Source organism: Corynebacterium hindlerae (assembly GCF_014117265.1).
Taxonomy (GTDB): Bacteria; Actinomycetota; Actinomycetes; order Mycobacteriales; family Mycobacteriaceae; genus Corynebacterium; species Corynebacterium hindlerae.
This window is the reverse complement of sequence record NZ_CP059833.1, coordinates 1,026,491-1,046,251: the sequence shown is the minus strand read 5'-3', so window position 1 is coordinate 1,046,251 and position 19,761 is coordinate 1,026,491. Positions and strand designations below refer to the sequence as shown.

Here is a 19,761-nt window from a genome sequence, read left to right as displayed (position 1 = left end):
TTTCACTAATCTGACTTTTCACAGGGGGAATTTTTGTGTTCGATCTGAAGGTCGATGTGCTGGCAAGCACCAACGTATTGCGCAGCCTTATCGACGCCACCGAAACGGAAATCACACGCCACCGAGCAATCACGCCAGGCTTCTCCGCTCTGGCCGCCGGACGTGATTTCGCAGGTCACGGCGCTGCCTTGAATCAGGTGTACTCGGCGCTGCACCGGCGAAATCTCGAGCTCATGCAGCAAACCGTGGCGGTGACCGATGCAGCGCGCCGGGACGTTACGACCGTGGGCGAGGCGGACACCCACAACGAAGCGGCACTCGACGCAGTAGCGCAGCAGGGGCTGACATGGGCAAAGTAAAGAAAGCGCAGCGGCTTTACGACGAAGCAATTGAATCCTTACGCGTTGCCGCCGGAGCCGACTGGAATGGCCCTGCGCATTCTTCCGACAAAGTAGCTGAAGCGTTGAACAGCACAGCGGGCATTGACACCAATGAGCTGCGCAAAAAGCAGACCGACATCACGTCTGGTGGCCGGGCAACTGGAGTGAAAAACGGGCGAGTTCTGCCGCAGATTGGTGCCATGCTCGTCGGCATCATCGGGGGAGCCATCACGGAAACGCTCATCTCCAAAGCCTGGGATTGGATCGCATCGGACGAAAAAGCCGAGGAATTCGGCGAAGACACCACAAAGGCAGCAGATCGGCTCGACGACGTGGAAAAGACCACAGGGGAGTGCGCCGAAAAACTGTGCTCAGAGACCAAATCAACGGTGTCACAACTGTGTTCGTTGCTACGAATGATCAATAAGGAAAAACACCCCAGGGAGTACCGCGCTGTACTCTCCGCCGCCGATTCGCTCATCAACCAGTGCGGAAGCGGGGTAATAGGGATTGCGGCGGAACGCGACACGTGCGTATCCGACATTTACAACCAACTCATCCAGCGGGGCTCCGAGATCTGCGGGGAAGATATCCAACCAGTACCTCTCGCGTGCGAACAACCCGTGGAATGCCCACCAGCGCCACCATGCGACGTCGCTCCGGCTTCGGCGCCACCTGCACCGGCACCGGCTCCGGCACCGGCGGGCCCAGCGCCCGGCCCCGCACCAGCGACAACGCCAGCGGCTACGCCACCGGCACCGCCCACTGCACCGGAAGTGTCGCCTGCACCGACAGCGCCACCCGTGCAACCTGCCACTGTGGAACCACCGGTAGAGAAACTTCCGGAACCAACATTTGAGCCTAAAACGCCAGCACCTGTCGAACCTTCGGCAGTGGAACCACCTGCAGTCAAGGACTGCGAGGCACCGGCGGACGTCCCCGAAGAGCCAGCGGATTGCGAGACCGAAACTGACACACCGGAATGCGATTCCTCGCCACTGTCGGCCGTCCTTGGAATTGGAATCATGGTCGCCATCATCGGCGTGATTATCACCGCGTTAGAGGAGTGCGTTGCTGCGCCCGAACCAGAAGCTCCTCCTGCCGCAGAACCGCCACCGCCGGTTGCTGAGGAGCCTCCGCCACCACCGAAGCAGCACGTTCCGCCACCGCCGGTTGCTGAGGAGCCTCCGCCACCACCGAAGCAGCACGTTCCGCCACCGCCGGTTGCTGAGGAGCCTCCGCCACCACCGAAGCAGCACGTTCCGCCACCGCCGGTTGCTGAGGAGCCACCAGTTGTCGCAGAGCCACCACCGGCACCGGAACCAGAGCTGGCAAGTAGCGGTGTGGCTCGAAAGGCAGGTGCGTGGTGAAACCCGACTTTGACACGGTGATGGAGCGATTCCGTGAGCGGGCTGCGCAGCGCATGGCTGATTTTGAAGCTGAACTTGCCCAAGCGAATAACACAGCAGCGAATGCGCGGAAGGCGGTGAGTGAGCAGCCTGTGGCGTCGATAAGCGCAGCACCGCAGCCTCGTGGCCCCCGAGTGGGACGACCGACTGCGGTGCGGAGTGTGCTGCGGAGTCAGCGCGGTTAGAAGGCGGTGTGCTCGATCTCGTCGAGCTTCAGGCGAACCCCGGTGGCGTCAAAACTGGTGACTTTCTTTGCCGTGGCCTCCGCGTTGGAGAAACCAGAGTACTTGTGCTGGCCATCCAGCCGGTGCAGGAGGAAGCCTGTGAGTAATGCGCGGGTGATTTCCTGCGCCCCAGTCTGTGGGCGTCCCATACCGACGGCCAACCGAGAGAAGGACAATTCGGGGAAACCCTGCTGGGTTGCGCCCTCGATCTCGCGATATGTGCAGGAACCCGCCCAACGAGCGGCCACATTCACCGGATTACCGGTAGTGACAAAGTCGCGCTCCGTTTGGCCTAGGACGAATCCCGGGACGTTAACGTTCATAGCTGCGTCCTCACAAGAAGGAGAGGTCGCAGCAGGGTAAAGGGCCGCCACCGCTTTGATGTGATTGCGTCCGGCAGCTGCCAAAACGGCGCACCCGGCGCCCATGCCGTGGCCAGCGAAACCGATCTTTCCCGGTGCGACAGTCACAGCACCGGTACCTAGTTTGACTCCGGTGAGGATCTGGAGAGTCGTCTCCAAGTCTGCCGCGAAACCGCGGTGATCCGGCATAAAGCCTTTTTCAGTGTTCGGAGCGGCGACCACGATTCCCCACGAAGCGAGGTGACGCAGGGTCGCGTGATAACGCTTGATGTCGGTCATCCAATCGTGGCCGAACGCAACAGCAGGAAGACCATTTCCTTCTGCTGGCGTATAAATCTTTCCTGGCAGACCAGCATATTCCAGGTCGCCGACGAGGACCCGGTGCGGGCCACGCTTGGACAGTTTGCTCACGAGTTTGTTCAAATTCTCAGCCACACCTGTTAAGGATAGTGGAAAACCGGCTTGAGGTTAGCTGATAGCAGAAGCTGAGACCTGGGAAAAGCTACTTTTTCGGAAAGAACTAGCCACCGAATGACAAGACAATAGGGTTTTTGCATTTAGAATCTGCTGTATGTGTGGAATCGTTGGATATGTAGGTAAGCAGCAAGGCCTGAACATCGCTGTCGAGGCGCTGCGTCGCATGGAGTACCGTGGCTACGACTCTTCTGGTGTCGCGGTGGCGAATGGGGCGGGGGCAGTGAGCGTCGTTAAGCGCGCTGGTAAGCTCGCCAACCTAGAAGACCGCATCGTTGAAGTTGGCGCGGACAACCTCGCCGGCACCACCGCGATCGGGCACACTCGCTGGGCAACCCACGGTCGCCCTACCGACCAGAATGCGCACCCACACCTTTCCTTTGACGGCAAGGTTGCCATCGTCCACAACGGCATCATCGAGAACTTCGCACCGCTGCGTGCTGAGCTGGAAAGCAAGGGCATCGAACTCAAGTCCGAGACCGACTCCGAGGTTGCGACCCACCTGCTGGCACTCGCCTACAACGACGGGGACACCGCCGGCGATTTCAAAGCCTCCGCTATGAAGGTCCTGAACCGCCTGGAGGGTGCTTTTACCCTGCTGTTTACTCATGCGGATCACCCGGACACCGTGATCGCGGCACGCCGTTCCACCCCGCTGATCGTGGGCGTGGGTGAAGGGGAGATGTTCTTAGGGTCCGACGTCGCGGCCTTCATCGAGCACACCAAGAACGCTATTGAGCTCGGCCAGGACAGCGTCGTGATCATCACCGCTGATTCCTGCGAGATCCTGAACTTTGATGGGACCCCAGCCGAAGGAAAATCCTTCACCATTGACTGGGATTTGGCAGCGGCGGAAAAGGGCGGCTTCGATTCCTTCATGATGAAGGAAATCTTCGAACAGCCAGATGCCGTCCGCGATACGCTCGTGGGACACTTCGTTGACGGTCGCATCGTGCTCGACGAGGACAACATCTCTGAGCAGGAACTCAAGGCGATCAACAAGGTCTTCGTCGTTGCCTGTGGTTCGGCCTACCACTCTGGTCTGCTGGCCAAGTACGCGATTGAGCACTGGGTCCGCATCCCAGTGGAGATCGAGGTGGCCTCCGAATTCCGCTACCGCGACCCAGTTCTGGATTCCAACACCCTCGTCGTCGCTGTGTCCCAGTCCGGTGAGACCGCCGACACCCTCGAGGCCGTCCGTCACGCCAAGACCCAGGGCGCCAAGGTGCTCGCTGTGTGCAACACCAACGGTTCCCAGATTCCACGCGAGTCCGACGCCGTGCTGTACACCCACGCTGGCCCGGAAATCGGTGTTGCCTCCACCAAGGCATTCCTGGCACAGGTCGCTGCGAACTACATCGTGGGTCTCGCCCTGGCGCAGGCCAAGGGCACCAAGTACCCTGACGAGATCAAGGAGATCTGGGAAGCGCTGGAAGAAACCCCAGCCAAGATCGCTGAGGTGCTGAAGTGTGGGGATCAGGTCACTGAGATTGCCCGCGTGCTGGGCGCTATCAAAACCATGCTGTTCCTCGGCCGTGGCGTCGGTTTCCCCGTTGCCTTGGAAGGTGCGCTGAAGCTCAAGGAACTGGCCTACATTCACGCTGAGGGCTTCGCTGCCGGCGAGCTCAAGCACGGCCCGATCGCCCTGATCGAGGACGACCTGCCAGTTGTCGTGGTTGTTCCGTCCCCACGGGGTGTGAAAGTGCTGCACTCCAAGATCGTCTCCAACATCCAGGAGATCCGCGCACGCGGCGCCAAGACCATCGTCATCGCGGAAGAGGGCGACGACGCCGTGGAGCCATTCGCAAACTGGCTCATCCGCATCCCGCAGTCCTCCACGATCATGCAGCCACTGCTCGCCACCGTGCCACTGCAGTTCCTGGCCGCCGAGATTGCCCGCCAGTGCGGCAATGAGGACATTGACAAGCCCCGCAACCTGGCCAAGTCCGTGACCGTGGAATAAGAGGGGTTTCCTGGGTGGTGTGTAAATCTGGCATTCGGATGGGATCTTTTTGGCGGTTTTCGTCCCATCCGTATGCTAGATTTCTTCCGCGCGCTGCTTAGGGGGATGCTCCGCACCCCAGTGCGGACAATTAGTTAGGAAATATGTGGCCCGCATTTACCCGAGTAGCGCTAGTGGGACCACGGCGACGCCGTCGGGGCGTCGGTACGCGTCAGTGCCGGTGGTGACCACCACCTTGTCCACCCGGCGGGGGCCGAGGTGCTGGCTAAGCCAGTGCAGGTGGCGGACATTCCGATCCGTGGGGGTGGGCTTGAGCTTGACCTCGAAGGCGATGACTCTGCCGTCGTAGCGCTCGACAATAAGGTCCACCTCCTGGGCCCCACCCTGGGTGCGTAGATGGGAGACCCCGGCTTCCGCCGCCTGCCCGGCAGTGCGGACCGTGAGCGTGGCCAAAGATTCAAAAGCTGGCCGAAAAGCTCCCAAGAGCGGGGATCTGGGGAAACGAGCATCTCAGGTGTCACGGCTAACAGCGCGGCGGCGATTCCAGGATCAAAGACCTGATGTTTCGGCGAGGCGGTAAGCTTTTTGAAGGGCGAACGATTAGGAGACCATGCCGGGACCGGATCCAGCAACCACAACTTGTGCAAGATATCGCGGTAACCCAATGCGGCATCCTTCGAGATCTTGGCGCTGTCGCTAGAAGATGCCGCGTGCAAGACTTTGGTGTACGAAGTGGTGGTCGATGATGCCGCCGCGTAAGCCGCCCACCACGCCCGGAGCGATTCGGGTTTGCGAACCAGCAATCCCTGGTCAGGGATGTCGCGGTCGATGACGCGCTGAATGTAGGCGTCGATAAGCTGGCGGCGTAGGCGGGCGGGCTGCCGATATACCCCGGGCAGTCCGGTGGAGCAAATAGCGGCGGCGTAATCAGTAAGTGTGAAATCGGTGTGACCTGCGATTGTGGCGCTGCCTGTGAAAAGCTCTGAAATCTTCACAGTCGGTGTTGTCTCCGCGCGCTCTGAGAAGGCAAGAGGACGCATCCGCAAACTAATCACGCGGCCCGTGCCCGAGTGGGAATCAACGCCTTGCTGCGGCGTAGCAATGCCGGTGAGCAAATAACGCGTGGCTACCTGCTTGTCCACATTCCTGCGAACCGCATCCCACGCCTGTGGCAGATACTGCCACTCGTCAAGACAGATAGTTTGATCTGCGACTAGGAGTGAATCCAGCTGGGCTTCAAGAATCGCCCGCTCATGAGTACGGTCAAGATAGTACTTGCGATCTGCGCGTCGAACAGCCGTTTCTGATTTGCCGACGGCCTTCGGACCCTCAATAGCGATAGCAGGCGCGCCCGCGAGCTAGTCTAACTCAACATCGATATAACGCATCAAATAGGCGGCATCGCTCGCAGCACTAGTAGCAGGGGAGTTAATGGCCATGACCTGCATGTTACCGCGCTAACCGCCGATTTATCGGCGCAGCGCCCCCACACGGCCCCTAGAACTTAAGCAAACGGCCCACACCCCACACGGCCCCATACCCCTGATCGGCCAAGTATAGCCCGGGCTACATTAGTATCTATGAGGCACATTGGCTTGTACACCCCTGACCAGATCCGTGCGGCGGAGGCGCCGCTTATTGCTCGTGAAGGTCAGGTGCTGATGAGGCGGGCGGCGTTTGCGGTAGCGGTGGAGGCTGCGCAGCTGCTGGGGAAGGTGTCGGGCGCTAGAGTTCTTGTGCTGGCAGGCAGCGGAAATAATGGCGGTGATGCACTGTTTGCGGCAGCTGAGCTGGAAAAACGTGGCGCGCAGATCAGTGTGTGGCAGCTGGGTAGCCGCATCCACCCGGCGATCCGCGCGATCAAGTATCCGCGGTTGGTGTCGAGCGCGTCAGCCCCCGGCCACATCCCGGACCTTATCATTGACGGCATCCTCGGCATCGGCGCGCGCGGCGCCCTAACGCTTCCCGGCAGCTTGAGGGCGCACGCCCCCACCATCGCCGTGGACATTCCGAGCGGCGTGGACCCGATGACGGGGCTGGTGGCAGGGGATGCCATTAAAGCCGATGTCACGGTGACTTTTGGTGGCCTCAAGCCTGCCCACATCCTGGGCTGGGAGTATTGCGGGCGAGTGGTGGTTAAGGACATTGGCATTACGCTGCCTAAGCCGTGGGGCTATAGTGCGGGGATTCCGCTGTGGCCGGAGCCGGGCCCGCATGACCACAAGTACACGCAGGGTGTGCTGGGGGTTTATGCAGGTAGCGTGCAGTATCCGGGGGCGGCGGTGTTGTGTGTGCAGGCGGCGGCGCGGGCGACGTCGTCGATGGTGCGTTATGTGGGGCCATGTACGCGTGAGGTGATTGCGGCGCAGCCGGAGGTGGTGATAGGGCAGGGGCGGATGGATGCGGCGGTGATCGGCCCGGGGCTTGGGCCTTCTGCGGAGCTTGCGCGCCTGCTGAAAGAAGATATTCCGCTGGTCATTGATGCTGATGCGCTGACGCAGCTGAGCCAGGATGCGTGGCTGAGGCAGCTGGTGAAAGATCGGCAAGCGCTGACTGTGCTCACGCCGCACGCGGGTGAGTTTGCGAGCTTAACAGGCGCAGCAGGCGCGCCAGACCGGGTCGCGGGCGCGCAGGAATTGGCGCGCCAGTTGCGGTGCGTGGTGCTGCTGAAAGGTCGGGTGACGGTGGTTACCGATGGTCAGCAGGTGTACTTGGTGGAGGCGGGGGCGTCGTGGGCGGCCACGCCTGGGTCGGGGGATGTGCTGGCCGGGGTGGTGGGGAAGGCGATTGCGTGGCGGCCGGAGGTGGGGGTAGTGGCGTCGGCAAGCAGGCTGCACGCTCTGGCGTGCGCCCGCGGCCCGGTGGTGGCGGGGGACATTGCGCGTGCGTTGCCGGGGGTGCGGACTAGGATGCTTAAGCATGGACTTGCTTAGCACCACCATTGACCTGAATGCCATCGCGCACAACGTCCGCCTGATTAAAGCGCGGGTAGCGCCGGCGCAGCTGATGTGCGTGGTGAAGGCTGACGGCTACAACCACGGGGCGGCCGAAGTGGCGCGCGTGATGGTAGAAAACGGTGCTGACCAGCTCGGGGTGGCGACGCTGGCCGAGGCGCACGCGCTTGCCGACGCCCACCTGCCCGCCCCCATCCTCGCCTGGATCTGGTCGCCCGAACAACACTTCCGCGCGGCCCTTGCCGCCGGGATTTCGCTGGGAATCCCCAGTATGGCGCATGCGCGCGCCGTAGCAGACGCCGGTGTGCGCGCCACGGTAGCGGTGAAGGTTGATACCGGGCTGAACCGCTCCGGGGTGCCCGAGGCCCACTGGCGGGAGTGCTTTGAGCTGCTGGCCTCCTCGCCCGTACAGGTGACCGGCTTGTTTAGTCACCTGGCCTGCGCGGATGATCCGGATGATCCCACTACCGACGCCCAAGCCGCGGCCTTTGAACGCGCCCTTGACCTGGCCCGGCAGTGTGGCCTGGAGGTTCCGGTGAACCACCTGGCTAATTCCCCGGCCACCCTCACCCGCCCTGACCTGCACTATCAGATGGTGCGCCCGGGCCTGATCTGTTATGGCCTGGAGCCGATCCGGGGCCGCGATCATGGCTTGAAACCGGCGCTGACTTGGTCGGCGCGCCTCACCTTGGTAAAGGCTATTGCTGCTGGTGAGGGCACTTCTTATGGGCTGACGTGGTGGGCGCCACATGACGGTAACTATGCGATCGTGCCGGTGGGCTACGCTGACGGGCTGCCCCGCGCCGCCCAGGGCCGCCTGGAGGTTGCGATCAATGGTAAGCGTTACCCGCAGGTTGGGCGGGTGTGCATGGACCAGATTGTGGTGTGGCTAGGACAGGACACCGCTGCACCAGGCGACGAAGCGATCCTGTTCGGTGCGGGCGGCATGAGCGCCACCGAGCTTGCCGACGCCACCGGCACCATCAACTACGAAGTTGCCTGCTGGCCAAAGGGCCGCACCGTGCGCCACTACATCGGAGGCCATAATGAAAGCTAGTTTCCCCACCGAAGGTTCCGCACGCTTCGACACCGCCGCCGACACCCAGGCGTGGGGGGTTGAGCTGGGGCAGGCCCTGGAAGCCGGGGATGTGGTCATCCTGGACGGCCCCCTGGGGGCCGGGAAAACCACACTCACGCAAGGAATCGCGCGTGGCATGGGGGTAAAGGGACGCGTCACCTCCCCCACCTTCGTGATCGCCCGCGAGCACCGCCCGCTTGCCGGCGGCCCAGCACTTATCCACGTGGACGCCTACCGGCTCCTAGATTCTGGGACTGACCCTTTAGGGGCCTTGGATTCCCTCGATTTGGACACGGACCTGCTGGATTCGGTGGTTGTTGCCGAATGGGGCGGGGGACTGGTGGAACAGATCGCGCAGCAGTACTTATTTGTGCAGGTCGACCGCGAAACCGCGGTGGCCGAGGATCCCACCTCCGAGGCGCGGATCATCAGCTGGCAGTGGCGGGGGTAGGCGCCTGCTAGGCCATTATCACTTCAGCCGAACCATGTCCCCGATTTCCCGACTGTAGACGTAGTCCACGATGTCGCCGGATCCGATGAGATCGATGGCGCGGTTGATCGCTTCCAGCGGGGCGAGGAACCATTCGGTGGCTTGGGCAGTGCCGCCGACTTTGGTCACCACGGATGCGTCAAGGCGCACGCTGGCAAAGACGCGGTGGATGAGGTGTTCGAGCGCGCAGGTTGGGTAGCTAGTATGCTGCCTTCCGCCCCGCCACTTCATCGGGGGCGTTTTAAAAAGTACCGGAATGCGCGCTTGTCATCCGGATCTTTGTCGTAGCCGACCACGCCTTCGGCAATGAGTTCTTTGAGGATTCGGTAGGCATGGTTTCCTTTCAGGCCCGTTTCCTTCGCTACTCGGTTACGCCTCATTGGAGCACCAATCCTGCTGAGGGCCGCAATGACCAGCTGTTTGGGGCGCGTAGTCTCCGAGTCGTCCGAGAGCTCCTTCGCTTCGATGCGTGTACTCGTTTTGACTGCATTGTCGTCGGTACGCGGCGCCAACATGTATTCCGTCGACCTGCCAGATCCGGTCGTTGTGGCGAGGCCGAAGCGGACCAACTCTTGGAGCTCGCCGCGCGCCTGCACTGAATCCATTGGGAACCTGGATCGGTAATCAGCATTTGAGACAGTCTTGCCCTGTTTCATGGCAACGAGTGCATGCCTTTGCGCAACGCTCATTCCGTTGCCGCCGGGAAGTGTTGCGAGCCAGGAGAGGTCATCCTGCGAGAGCATCGAGGATGAGGAAAGGATGGCCCGGAACTTAATCACTTCGTCTTTGAAGTAGGGCGCGGGAAGAAATGCCTCACGGAGGCTACGCGTGACTTCGGGAATACCCGTGGCGTGACCTTCGACGACGCGCTTTCCGTCTTCGGACGTAATTGCGGAACACATCCTGTACAACACAGGATTGCGCGCCCGGGGGCTAGTCTTGCCTAATTCCCTTTCCGTCAGACCCCACAAGCCGCCCGGGCTTTCAACAATGAGCTTGGTTGGGAGCTTCACGATCATGGGGTAGCTGCCCGTGCTGGCGCTGGAGAGATCACGGTGAACCAGAGCATTAGCAATAATCTCGCGGACAGCCACTGGCGGTATTTCGCTGGCATCGTGCCCATGTCCGAAACTATCAAAGGTCACGCCCCGCATGAGGTGTTTACTTACCCACTCCATTGCGGAGAAAAGCAGATCGGGAACCGGCCCGGAGAACTCAGCTCGGTCCGTGAGGCGGGTTTGTGGATTTCCACCGGAGTCGGGGCGCGCGTGAGCCTTCACGCTGGTGTGTGGAAGAAACTGCTGCGGGTGGATGCCCATCGCATACACCGCAGCCACAGTGGGTGCCCCCGTGGCGTGGTCAACAACGTTAGTGCGGATAAGCAGTTCGTCTCGGTTTAGTTGCCGCAACCTGGTACTTGCCGATTTTTGCGAGGCAAGGTACTGCTCAAGAAGATCGGGAATGAGATCCCTGTCAACGTCCGCTCCTTCAACCGGCTGCCGATCATCGAGAGGCTGGGAGCGCTGACTTATCAGATAGAGTTCTTCTTGCTCATCTAGCTGGTGGTCACCATCGCCAGAGCGGGTATAGGCGCGACCATATGCACCAACCCGAAACGGGCGACGATCGGATGGCTGAGGCGGTACGACGCACACCACCACGTGGGCGCCATCCACAAGCGCCGTCTCTACCGCTCCAAGCTGAACGGGCGGGACAATTCTCTCCCGCGCTTTGGTGGCAAGTGCGGCCATGAGCTCTTTGGGATTGCTCACTCCCGTGACGCCTACTATCCCATTGATTTCTGATACTCCAAGGACAATCGTTCCGCCCTCGGGCATGTTTGCAAATGCACTCAAAGTCTCATCAATGGAGCCGGGAAGCCCCTTGGAGGCGGCCTTGGCTTCAATATTCCACGTATCGGTCTCGCTCTCAATTAGTGCGTTGACCAGCGCAGCTACGTCGATGGAGTTCATGATTTCAAAGTATAGTGCAATGCACTTCACTTGCACTCTATTTTGAGTACAGGCTTGATTGTTCCGGTTATATCAATCGCATCGAATAAGGTCCCCGATTTCCCGGCTGTAGACGTAGTCCACAATGTCGCCGGATTCGATTAGCTCGATTGCACGGTTGATCGCTTCCAGTGGGGCGAGGAACCATTCGGTGGCTTGGACAGTGCCGCCGACTTTGGTCACCACGAATGCGTCAAGGCGCACGCTGGCAAATACGCGGTGGATGAGGTGTTCGAGGGCGGAGGGGCGCATGTTGTACAGCCGGTATGTTGCCACTACCTTTACTGGTGCCTTGAGGTAGGTGGGGCTCTTTTCGGCGCCGGCGATGCGTTTTTCTACTGGCCCGCGGGAGAAGCCGATCTTGTACAAGTTGTCCAATGTACGGATTTCGGGGTCGTCCGACAGGGACTTCAGCACGTAGATGTAGCCGGTTTCTTCGTCGGCGTCTCCGATTTCGTCGGCGCTGATGCTGGTGCGGATGACGGCCTGGCCGTTGGTTTCGTAGAGCCTGGTTGCCAGTGATTCGCGGTACATGCTGGATTCGGTGCCATTTTCGAAGATGACTCGCAGGCGGGGCTTGACTTCGCCTTGCGCTTGGTTAATGTCTTTAACCTCTGCAACGAAGCACAGTTGACCATTGATGAGGAAGAACCGCCCTTCCCGGATGTTGTGTTCGCCGGAGAACTTCCCTAGCGCCCAGGTGCCCTCCGCAAGTGCTTCATGCTTGGCTTTAAAGAGGTCGGCGAATGCAGTGAAGTCTTTCGCTTTGATACGAACGGCGCGTTCACCCTCATCATGGGGGCTTTTACGTGCGGGCAGGGTGGAGACGTCGAGGAGCCCGGTGGGGTCAGCTAGGAGGTCAAAGGTGCCTCCGGTGAGGAGGTCATCGAGGCTGGTGGGGGTTTCCTTGGTCGCTAGCAGGCCGTGAGTGTCATGCTCCTTCAGTTCGGCGATTTTGGAGGAACTACTGCGAATGCCGACCAGGCGCGCGCCGAGTTTACGTTCGGCAATGTCGAGGGTATCTGCGCTGGGTTCGCGGCCATGCTCGGCATAAAAGTCGTTGACTTCGTTAAAGGCCCGGACCAGGCGGTCGAGCTCGGTGATGGGGCGGGGCTCGTCTGGTATGTCAAGCAGGCCGTCGGTATCAGCGGCGATGAGTGCGTCGAGTTGGCTGAGGAGTGAATCATCTGACATTGACTAGTTCTCCTGGCTGGCGGCTTGTTCGGCTTTGCGGTCGGCGACTGCTTTGCGGACGACGAGGAGGGCGTCGGCAAGCTTGCGTTCTGCCGGGCTGTCGGAGCGCCGGTTGGGTTCGCGGAGGTTAACCTCTTTCCATGCCTTGACCTGCGGGAATAGGTGTAGTGCTTCTTCCAGGGACATCTCAACCCGCGAGGTGTAGATGGTGTCTTCGATCAGTTGTAGCACCGATGGGGTCACGGACTTCGATAGGATTTCGAAGGCCTTCTGGAAAGGGTTGATTTTGTCAATCAGGTTGATGTTGAGCTCGTCGATGTTGACAAACTGGTGCGCCATCTGGATGAAGCGCTTATCGCCTACCTCGCGGACTTCGCCGGTTTTAATCACCGAGTCCACCACTACGCGCTGGCGGACTTCCTCCACCTCAGTTTCGGTGAGGTCCGGGTATTGCTGCCGAATGATTTTCGGGATGAGCACCTTATTGGTGGTTTCCGGGTCGACGCTGCCGACGGCGGCGCGGGCGAAGGTATCGTCTTGCAGAATTTTTGCCTTCAGGTCATTGAGGTCGGTGGCGACGATTTGCTTGACCCGGTCGGTGGACGGCTCTTTCAGCCCCTTGATTTTCAACACACCGGGTTCAGATTTGTCGTCGTCGCTCCGCTTGGCTTTGAAGTTAAAGTTCTGGGCCAACACCTGTTCCATGAGCAGCGAGGCAGTAATGGCCTTGAGCATGTTGTTCACCGATACGGTGACTTCGCTTTGGGCTGCGTCTGGTTCTGCGAGCAGGTTGGTGAATTGGGCGTGGGTTTTGCCTTCGCTATCGCGGGTGACGCGCCCGATGATTTGGATGATTTCGGTCAGCGAGGCGCGGTAGCCCACGGTCAGGGCGTGCTCGGCATAGGGCCAGTCGAAGCCTTCTTTGGCCATGCCCAGGGCGATGATGATGTCTACGGCGTCCCGGTCTTTCGAGGCAACATCCGTGAGGTATGCAAGTGTGTGGGCGCGGGCTTTGTGGTCGGTGTCATCGACGAGGTCGGCGACGCGCAGCACTTCGCCGTTATCCCGCCGGCGCATTAGAATGATGCCGGTCTCTTCCTCTACCCCCACGTTGTCACCGATGACGTCGAGGATTTTTCCGACCTCCTCGTTTTTGTCCTTGGTGGATTCGCCAGAATTCACGTTGGGAATATGGAGGATTGTCTTCTTATCCAGGTCGAGGACCTCGTGTACGGTGTCGGTGTACTTCCCCTGGTAGAAGTGGTGCCCAATCCCCAAAGACTTGAGGTACTGGTAGCCGTTTAATTGGTCGTAGTAGTTGAAGGTTACCGGCGTGAACTTTGCTTCGTCGCCGGGCAGTAGCACGGGGAGTGCGTCGCCGCGGAAGTAGGAGCCGGTCATGGCGACGATGTGTGCGTCGGAGCCGTTCATCACTTCTCGTAGCAGTGAGCCGAGGCGGTTGTTTTCTAGGTCTGCGGAGACGTGGTGGAATTCATCAATGGCGAGGACGGTGCCATCAAAATCGGCGGGGCTGAGTTTGTCGAAGGCGAAGCGCAGCGTTGCGTGGGTGCACACGAGGGTGGCGTCTTTGCTGTTCATGAAGCGGGTAAAGGCGCTTACTTTGCTGGCGCTACTGCCCGGCTTGCAGAGGTTGTTGCGCTCCTCGATTTCCCAGTTGGCGAAGAATCCGTGCGATACGAGGTCGGTGTTGGCGAAGGAGCCGCCGATGGAGCGCTCCGGCACTGCGACGATGACTTTCTTGCGGCCTTGGTTGAAGAGTTTGTCCAGGCCGACGAACATCAGCGCACGGGACTTCCCTGAGGCCGGCGGCGCCTTGACCAGCAGGTATTGTGCTGCGCGCTGCTCGTAGACGCGGCGCTGCATTTCGCGCATCCCCAGCTCGTTAGTACTAACGGACGTCCCCGCCTGCGCGTAGTGGACGTTAACAATGTTCTCGCGCGAGTGTTTACCCATTGGTGGCCTTCTTTCGTGTCCGCTTCTGTGGCTTCGCCGTTTCCTCCGCTGCGATCATGCGTTCATACATAGCAAAGAGGGCGGACAGTCGGTCCTCGTCAGTTTCGTACGGGCGTTCGGAATAAAGCTTATCGACGAACCCATCCACGTCCTCATGGGCCTGGCGCAGATTGTCCGGCATAAGCTCCGGATCATAGAGCTGCGCCAGCGTTTTCTCACAGTGATATTCGCGCACGTCTAGGATACGCAGCGCCTTTTCGGTGAGCTTTCGCTTTTCGACGTCTGTTAATTCCCGCACCGGAAAATTGTTGTAAACGATGGTGTTGGAATAGCGGTAGTCCGTCTTCATCTTGCCACCGACGGCGCGCGTCCACACCATGTGCATCCGGGAAGTCAACAGGCCAAAAAGCCACGGCTCCGCGTCGTAGACGGCGAAGGCAGCGTTGGAGATAACCGTGTCCGGACCCAGGTATCCCATCGGAATGTAGTCCCGGCGTTCTGATGAAACGCTGGGCACGATGATGGAGTCGGTGGGTTTGTAGGCTAACTGCTTGAAGCGATAGGCCTTCGATGCAAAGTCGACAGTACTTTGCGCTTTACTATTTGCCCTAAATTGCGCGACCGCGTTAAAGCGAGTGGCGATTCCCGTGATCTTTTCAGCCTCAGCAGCCTTATTTTCTGAGACCCATAGGCAATATCGCTCAATATCTTTAATAAAGTCCGAAGCCCCCATAAAGCGTTTGATAAATTGTGCAGATTCAGGAGCAGAATCAACAAGCTTTTGCGCATCTTCAGGAGATAATATGAGATGGCCACCGTCAGTAGGCTTCGAACCAAACAGCATGTCCGGTAGCTGCTTTGACAAGGGACTCGAATGACGCTCCACAATAACATCCGGCGCGTCCACCAGATAGGGATTAATATTCGAGGCCTTTATCCGAGTATTGTCCGTGAACAGAAACTTTTCTTTCGCGGACTTATTGCGGAGGGATATAACAGCAACTGTCACACCGGCATTAAATTTTGCATTGTTGTCCCATTTAAAAGAGGTATATGCATAACCAATCTCAATGTCCTTACTGAGCACCGAGGGAAACATTAGCGACACGTGATCTCCCTGGGCAACTGAGTTTGTTGTAACGAAAGCGAGCTGGGCTGCTGACCTCCTGATATATTGTGCACCTCTCACAAACCACAGAGAAATATAGTCCAGGTTTTTCGAGTACTTCTGCTCACCAAAGACATATTTAAAGTCCTCTTTCTGTTCCGCAGTCTGCATACTTGATCCAACGTACGGCGGATTACCAATCAGGTAAATCTCATCCGTGCCATTGTTGGGGCACACCTCATTCCAGTCGATGCGAGTGGCGTTGCCCGCACGAATCTGCCCGGTTTCCTTCAGCGGAATGAGGGGAATTTCCAGATTAAACAGTTGTAGGAACTCTCGGTTCATCTGATGCTTGGCAATCCACAGGGACAGGATTGCCACCTCGACCGCGAAGTCATCAATCTCGATGCCGAAGAAGCTCTCGATGTTGATGCGGGATTTGTTAAAGAGAACATCGTTAGTGCCGAGCTCGCTCTGGCGCTGCAGGACAGCGTGCTCCAAGCGACGCAGCTCCTTATAGGCAATAACCAGGAAGTTTCCGCTGCCACAGGCCGGATCGAAAACCTTAATCGCACCAATACGCTCCAACAAGGCGTCCAGCTTCTTGGGGCTATCGTAGGCCTTGTCAAACTCTTCACGCAGCTCGTCCAAGAACAGCGGCTCGATCGTTTTCAAAATATTCGGCACCGAGGTGTAGTGCTGCCCCAAATTAGAGCGTTTACCCGGCGTAACAATGGCCTGGAACATCGAGCCGAAAATATCGGGGTTAATGTCCAGCCAGATTTGCCTGCCTAGCTCGATCAGCATGGCGCGGGCCTTCGCGGAAAAGCGCGGCACAGTCAGCTTTGAATCGGCATGAAACAGCCTGCCGTTGACATAAGGAAAACCTGCCAAATGCGCGGGTTTTTTCGCCGGATCCGCCTCATCCAGGGCTGCGAAGAGGTCCTTGATGAACTCGGCTGTATCGGAGCCATCCTCAAGCGTGTGTGAACCAATTGCGTTGGTGAATTGATTCTCGGCAAAGATGCCGGTGTCCTCAGCGAAATAGCAGAACAACAGCCGCGTGAAAAAGACGTTGAGGCCATGCCGGTTCTGTGGATCGTCCAATAGTCCTGGATTGGCGCTGGACAGCTCGTCGAAAAGCTTGCCCATCTTCTCCGCGGCCTTCACATCAGCGTGAGATTCCGCAGTGTACTGGGCTTTTTCCATGCCGGCCCAGGGCAGGAAGAAGGTGAAATGCTTATCAATTTCCCGCAGCGGGAACGCGCGGTTTTCAGCAGTCTTCGTATCGTAGGCGATGAGCTGAACAAAGTCGGTCACGATAACAAAGCGCGGCGTGAACTTGGTCACCAACGGGGAGATTCGCAAATCCTCCAATTCCGCAAGGAGATCGCCCGCAGCGTGGCGGAAATACACCACGTTTTTCTGAGCTACTTCCCGCTCCGGATCAGCGGCGACATTCAGTGAACCACTCCGCAAACGAGTCACACTACTTTTCGAGCGGCCAAAAGCAAGCAGCAGATCAAAAATGAACTCGCGGTCATAGGACTCGCGCCCCGCCAGGGGGTTGATACGCCCCTCGATAGCCTTGAGATTCAGTTTCGCCACTATAGCCGCCCTTCGCTCGCACGTGTGCTACGAAAATTGAGACAGGAAAGCCACGTGCTAACGGTTAATCCTACCGGATGCCCACAAGCGCCCAGAAGCACTGCAAGTACACTGTATCTCCCCAGGCCAGCCTGGAAAAGCTACTGCTAACAAGCAGCTGCGCGGTAGTATGCGGATTTTCCTGCGGGGCTTTCATATGCTTATACCTTATAAGCGCTTATGGGTTAGCTCGTAGCAGCAAAGCTAGGCCTAACGGCAACAGCTGAAAATAGGGATGTGCGAACAAGCCGATCAGCTCCCCGCGCCCCACCCGCTACGATGGAACCCGTGCTTGTTCTCGCTATTGATTCCGCCACCCCCACGGTCGTCGCTGGCGTGGTCGATTCCGCCACCAATGAAGTGCTGGGGCAGACCATCCTGAAAAATTGCCGTGACCACAATGAACAGCTGGTTCCGGCGACGCAAGCTGCGCTGAAAGAGGCGGGCAAGACTTTCGCGGATCTGGGCGCCATCGTGGTTGGCACGGGGCCAGGGCCGTTCACGGGTCTGCGGGTGGGCATGGCTACAGCGGCAGCGTTCGGCGACGCCCTCGGTATCCCTGTTCATGGGGTTTGCTCGCTTGACGCGATTGCCGTGCAGATTCCCGCGGAAGAGAAAGTCGTGGCGATTGATGCGCGGCGCCGTGAGGCGTATTGGGCGCGTTATGCAGGTGCGCGGGTCGGAGACCCGCAGGTCACGCCTTACGCGGACGTCCCGGTAGGGGCGGTAGTGAACGCGCCTGCCAACCTCGCAGAACATTTCCCGCAAGCGACGCACGATCTGTATCCGACTCCGAAAGCGTTGGTGCAGGTGGCGGACTTGATGCATGAGCCTGCGCCATTGCAGCCGCTGTATTTGCGTCGGCCGGACGCCAAAGAGCCGAAGCCCAAGCCGAAGAGCCCTGCGATTCCGGATGTGCAGCTGTGACCTGGGAAGTAAGACGCTTAACCCCAGGAGATGCTGCGCGGTGTGCCGAGCTGGAGCGCGTCCTTTTCGCAGGTGACGACCCGTGGCCGGCCAGCGCCTTTGAGGCGGAGTTCGCCCAGCCCAACAACTTCTATATCGGCATTGATCTTGATGGTCAGTTGGTGGGTTACGCGGGACTGTCGTTGTTGGGGAGATTGCAGGATCCGGAATTTGAGATCCATACGATTGGCGTGGATCCGCAGCACCACCGCAAAGGTATCGGTGCGGAGTTGATGGACCAGCTCATGCATGCGGCTGATACCTATGGCGGGCCGGTGTTCCTGGAAGTCCGTACAGATAATGACCCCGCGATTCGGATGTATGAAAAGTACGGATTTGTGCAGCTTGGGTTGCGGAAGAACTATTATCAGCCGTCGGGCGCCGACGCGTACACCATGAGGCGCGAGCCAAAGAAGAAGGAGCAAGAATGATCATCCTCGGCATTGAGTCGTCCTGCGATGAAACTGGTGTCGGCATTGTTCGCCTGGATATGGAAACCGGCGATGTTGAGATCCTTGCGGACCAGGTGGCCTCGTCGATGGAGCAGCACGCGCGCTTCGGTGGGGTAGTGCCGGAGATTGCGTCGCGGGCGCATTTGGAGGCAATGCAACCGGTGATGCGGGCGGCGCTGGCGGAGGCGGGCGTCGTAAAGCCTGATGCTGTCGCTGCCACGGTGGGCCCGGGGTTGGCGGGGGCGCTGCTCGTCGGTGCGTCAGCGGCGAAGGCGTACGCCGCGGCGTGGGACGTGCCCTTCTACGGCATTAACCACCTGGGTGGGCACGTTGCGGTGGCCAACCTGGAGGGGGAGAAGCTGCCGCATTCGGTGGCGCTGTTGGTTTCTGGCGGGCACACGCAGCTGCTGGAAGTGGAATCAGTGGGGGCACCGATGCGCGAGCTGGGCGCCACGCTTGACGACGCCGCAGGTGAAGCCTATGACAAGGTAGCCCGGCTCCTCGGCCTTGGCTACCCGGGCGGCCCGGTGATTGACCGCCTGGCCAAGCAAGGCACAGCGAACATTGACTTCCCGCGTGCCCTGCGCGGCTCCCTTGACTTCTCCTTCTCCGGTCTCAAAACTGCGGTGGCGCGCTATGTTGAGGCCGCTGAACGCGAAGGTCGCCAGATTGTGGTGGAAGACGTGTGTGCTTCCTTTCAAGAGGCGGTCTGTGATGCCCTCACCAAAAAAGCGGTGCGCGCCTGCAAAGAGGTCGGGGCGTCGGTGCTGCTGCTCGGCGGTGGCGTGGCAGCAAACTCTCGCCTCCGGGAGCTCGCCGCCCGACGCTGCGCATCCGCTGGCATTGAACTGCGGGTACCACGCTTCAAACTGTGCACCGACAACGGCGTGATGATCGCCGCGCTCGGCGCCCAACGCGTTTATGAACAGCATCAGCCCTCGGAACTCAGCATCGGGTGCGACCCGTCGCTGGAAGTGGAGATCCCACAGGTGTACGCGAATTAATCGCTCACCCAGCAGGTTTGCATCCCCCTGGGTACGCTAACAGGCGTACAAGTGCCCATTTTTAAAAGGA

At 59.4% G+C, this 19,761-nt stretch carries 16 protein-coding genes and 1 pseudogene; 10 read left to right on the top strand and 7 right to left on the bottom strand.

Annotated elements, in window-relative coordinates; genetic code table 11:
- The first annotated feature begins 35 nt into the window (after nt 1-35).
- Genes HW450_RS05070 through HW450_RS05060 form a run of 3 tightly spaced genes read left to right on the top strand, consistent with a single transcriptional unit; the run spans nt 36 to nt 1,974 of the window.
- Nucleotides 36-359: a hypothetical protein gene (locus tag HW450_RS05070; protein ID WP_182386904.1), complete on the top strand. Its 324-nt coding sequence runs from the start codon at nt 36-38 to the stop codon at nt 357-359.
- Nucleotides 347-1,750, top strand: a complete 1,404-nt coding sequence (locus HW450_RS05065; RefSeq protein ID WP_182386903.1) for a DUF2339 domain-containing protein — start codon at nt 347-349, stop codon at nt 1,748-1,750. Before HW450_RS05070 ends, HW450_RS05065 begins: the two co-directional genes overlap by 13 nt.
- On the top strand, nt 1,744-1,974 hold the full coding sequence (locus tag HW450_RS05060) for a hypothetical protein (protein ID WP_182386902.1): 231 nt from the start codon (nt 1,744-1,746) through the stop codon (nt 1,972-1,974). Before HW450_RS05065 ends, HW450_RS05060 begins: the two co-directional genes overlap by 7 nt.
- Here HW450_RS05060 and HW450_RS05055 read toward each other — a convergent pair.
- Complete coding sequence (locus HW450_RS05055; RefSeq protein ID WP_182386901.1) at nt 1,971-2,810, bottom strand: dienelactone hydrolase family protein; 840 nt, start codon at nt 2,808-2,810, stop codon at nt 1,971-1,973. The two genes, HW450_RS05060 and HW450_RS05055, sit on opposite strands and share 4 nt — an antisense overlap.
- Nucleotides 2,811-2,946: 136 nt before the next feature.
- Here HW450_RS05055 and glmS point away from each other — a divergent pair, with 136 nt between their 5' ends.
- On the top strand, nt 2,947-4,812 hold the full coding sequence (gene glmS, locus HW450_RS05050; RefSeq protein ID WP_182386900.1) for a glutamine--fructose-6-phosphate transaminase (isomerizing): 1,866 nt from the start codon (nt 2,947-2,949) through the stop codon (nt 4,810-4,812).
- A 156-nt stretch (nt 4,813-4,968) separates the two neighbouring features.
- Here the strand turns inward: glmS and HW450_RS13230 are convergent.
- Nucleotides 4,969-6,146: pseudogene (locus HW450_RS13230) on the bottom strand (ATP-binding protein).
- Between the two features lie 246 nt (nt 6,147-6,392).
- On the opposite strand from HW450_RS13230, the gene HW450_RS05040 reads away from it, so the two are divergent.
- From HW450_RS05040 to tsaE, 3 genes are read left to right on the top strand one after another with little or no spacing between them, the layout of a single operon-like run.
- Complete coding sequence (locus tag HW450_RS05040) at nt 6,393-7,745, top strand: NAD(P)H-hydrate epimerase (RefSeq protein WP_182386899.1); 1,353 nt, start codon at nt 6,393-6,395, stop codon at nt 7,743-7,745.
- A complete protein-coding gene (gene alr / locus HW450_RS05035; protein WP_182386898.1) occupies nt 7,732-8,823 on the top strand; it encodes an alanine racemase in 1,092 nt (363 codons plus the stop codon). The genes HW450_RS05040 and alr overlap by 14 nt, the downstream gene beginning before the upstream one ends.
- Nucleotides 8,813-9,295 (top strand): tRNA (adenosine(37)-N6)-threonylcarbamoyltransferase complex ATPase subunit type 1 TsaE, encoded by a 483-nt coding sequence (gene tsaE / locus HW450_RS05030; RefSeq protein WP_182386897.1) that lies wholly within the window; start codon nt 8,813-8,815, stop codon nt 9,293-9,295. The genes alr and tsaE overlap by 11 nt, the downstream gene beginning before the upstream one ends.
- A gap of 18 nt (nt 9,296-9,313) precedes the next feature.
- Here the strand turns inward: tsaE and HW450_RS05025 are convergent, their stop codons facing one another.
- The 5 genes from HW450_RS05025 to HW450_RS05005 all read right to left on the bottom strand — a co-directional run bounded on the left by HW450_RS05025 (nt 9,314) and on the right by HW450_RS05005 (nt 17,230).
- Complete coding sequence (locus HW450_RS05025) at nt 9,314-9,565, bottom strand: globin family protein (protein WP_182386896.1); 252 nt, start codon at nt 9,563-9,565, stop codon at nt 9,314-9,316.
- A complete protein-coding gene (locus HW450_RS05020; RefSeq protein ID WP_182386895.1) occupies nt 9,562-11,307 on the bottom strand; it encodes an RNA-binding domain-containing protein in 1,746 nt (581 codons plus the stop codon). Before HW450_RS05020 ends, HW450_RS05025 begins: the two co-directional genes overlap by 4 nt.
- 72 nt (nt 11,308-11,379) lie before the next feature.
- Entirely contained in the window at nt 11,380-12,540 is a 1,161-nt protein-coding gene (locus HW450_RS05015) for a GIY-YIG nuclease family protein (protein WP_182386894.1), read from the bottom strand.
- Between the two features lie 3 nt (nt 12,541-12,543).
- Nucleotides 12,544-14,514 (bottom strand): DEAD/DEAH box helicase, encoded by a 1,971-nt coding sequence (locus HW450_RS05010; protein ID WP_182386893.1) that lies wholly within the window; start codon nt 14,512-14,514, stop codon nt 12,544-12,546.
- Nucleotides 14,507-17,230 (bottom strand): DNA methyltransferase, encoded by a 2,724-nt coding sequence (locus HW450_RS05005; RefSeq protein ID WP_182386892.1) that lies wholly within the window; start codon nt 17,228-17,230, stop codon nt 14,507-14,509. Before HW450_RS05005 ends, HW450_RS05010 begins: the two co-directional genes overlap by 8 nt.
- A 327-nt stretch (nt 17,231-17,557) precedes the next feature.
- Between HW450_RS05005 and tsaB the strand changes: the two genes are divergently transcribed.
- Genes tsaB through tsaD form a run of 3 tightly spaced genes read left to right on the top strand, consistent with a single transcriptional unit; the run spans nt 17,558 to nt 19,691 of the window.
- The gene (gene tsaB, locus HW450_RS05000; RefSeq protein ID WP_182386891.1) at nt 17,558-18,196 is read left to right on the top strand and encodes a tRNA (adenosine(37)-N6)-threonylcarbamoyltransferase complex dimerization subunit type 1 TsaB; all 639 of its coding nucleotides are present in this window, start codon (nt 17,558-17,560) and stop codon (nt 18,194-18,196) included.
- Entirely contained in the window at nt 18,193-18,666 is a 474-nt protein-coding gene (rimI, locus tag HW450_RS04995) for a ribosomal protein S18-alanine N-acetyltransferase (RefSeq protein WP_182386890.1), read from the top strand. The genes tsaB and rimI overlap by 4 nt, the downstream gene beginning before the upstream one ends.
- Entirely contained in the window at nt 18,663-19,691 is a 1,029-nt protein-coding gene (gene tsaD / locus HW450_RS04990; protein ID WP_182386889.1) for a tRNA (adenosine(37)-N6)-threonylcarbamoyltransferase complex transferase subunit TsaD, read from the top strand. Before rimI ends, tsaD begins: the two co-directional genes overlap by 4 nt.
- Nucleotides 19,692-19,761 lie beyond the last annotated feature (70 nt).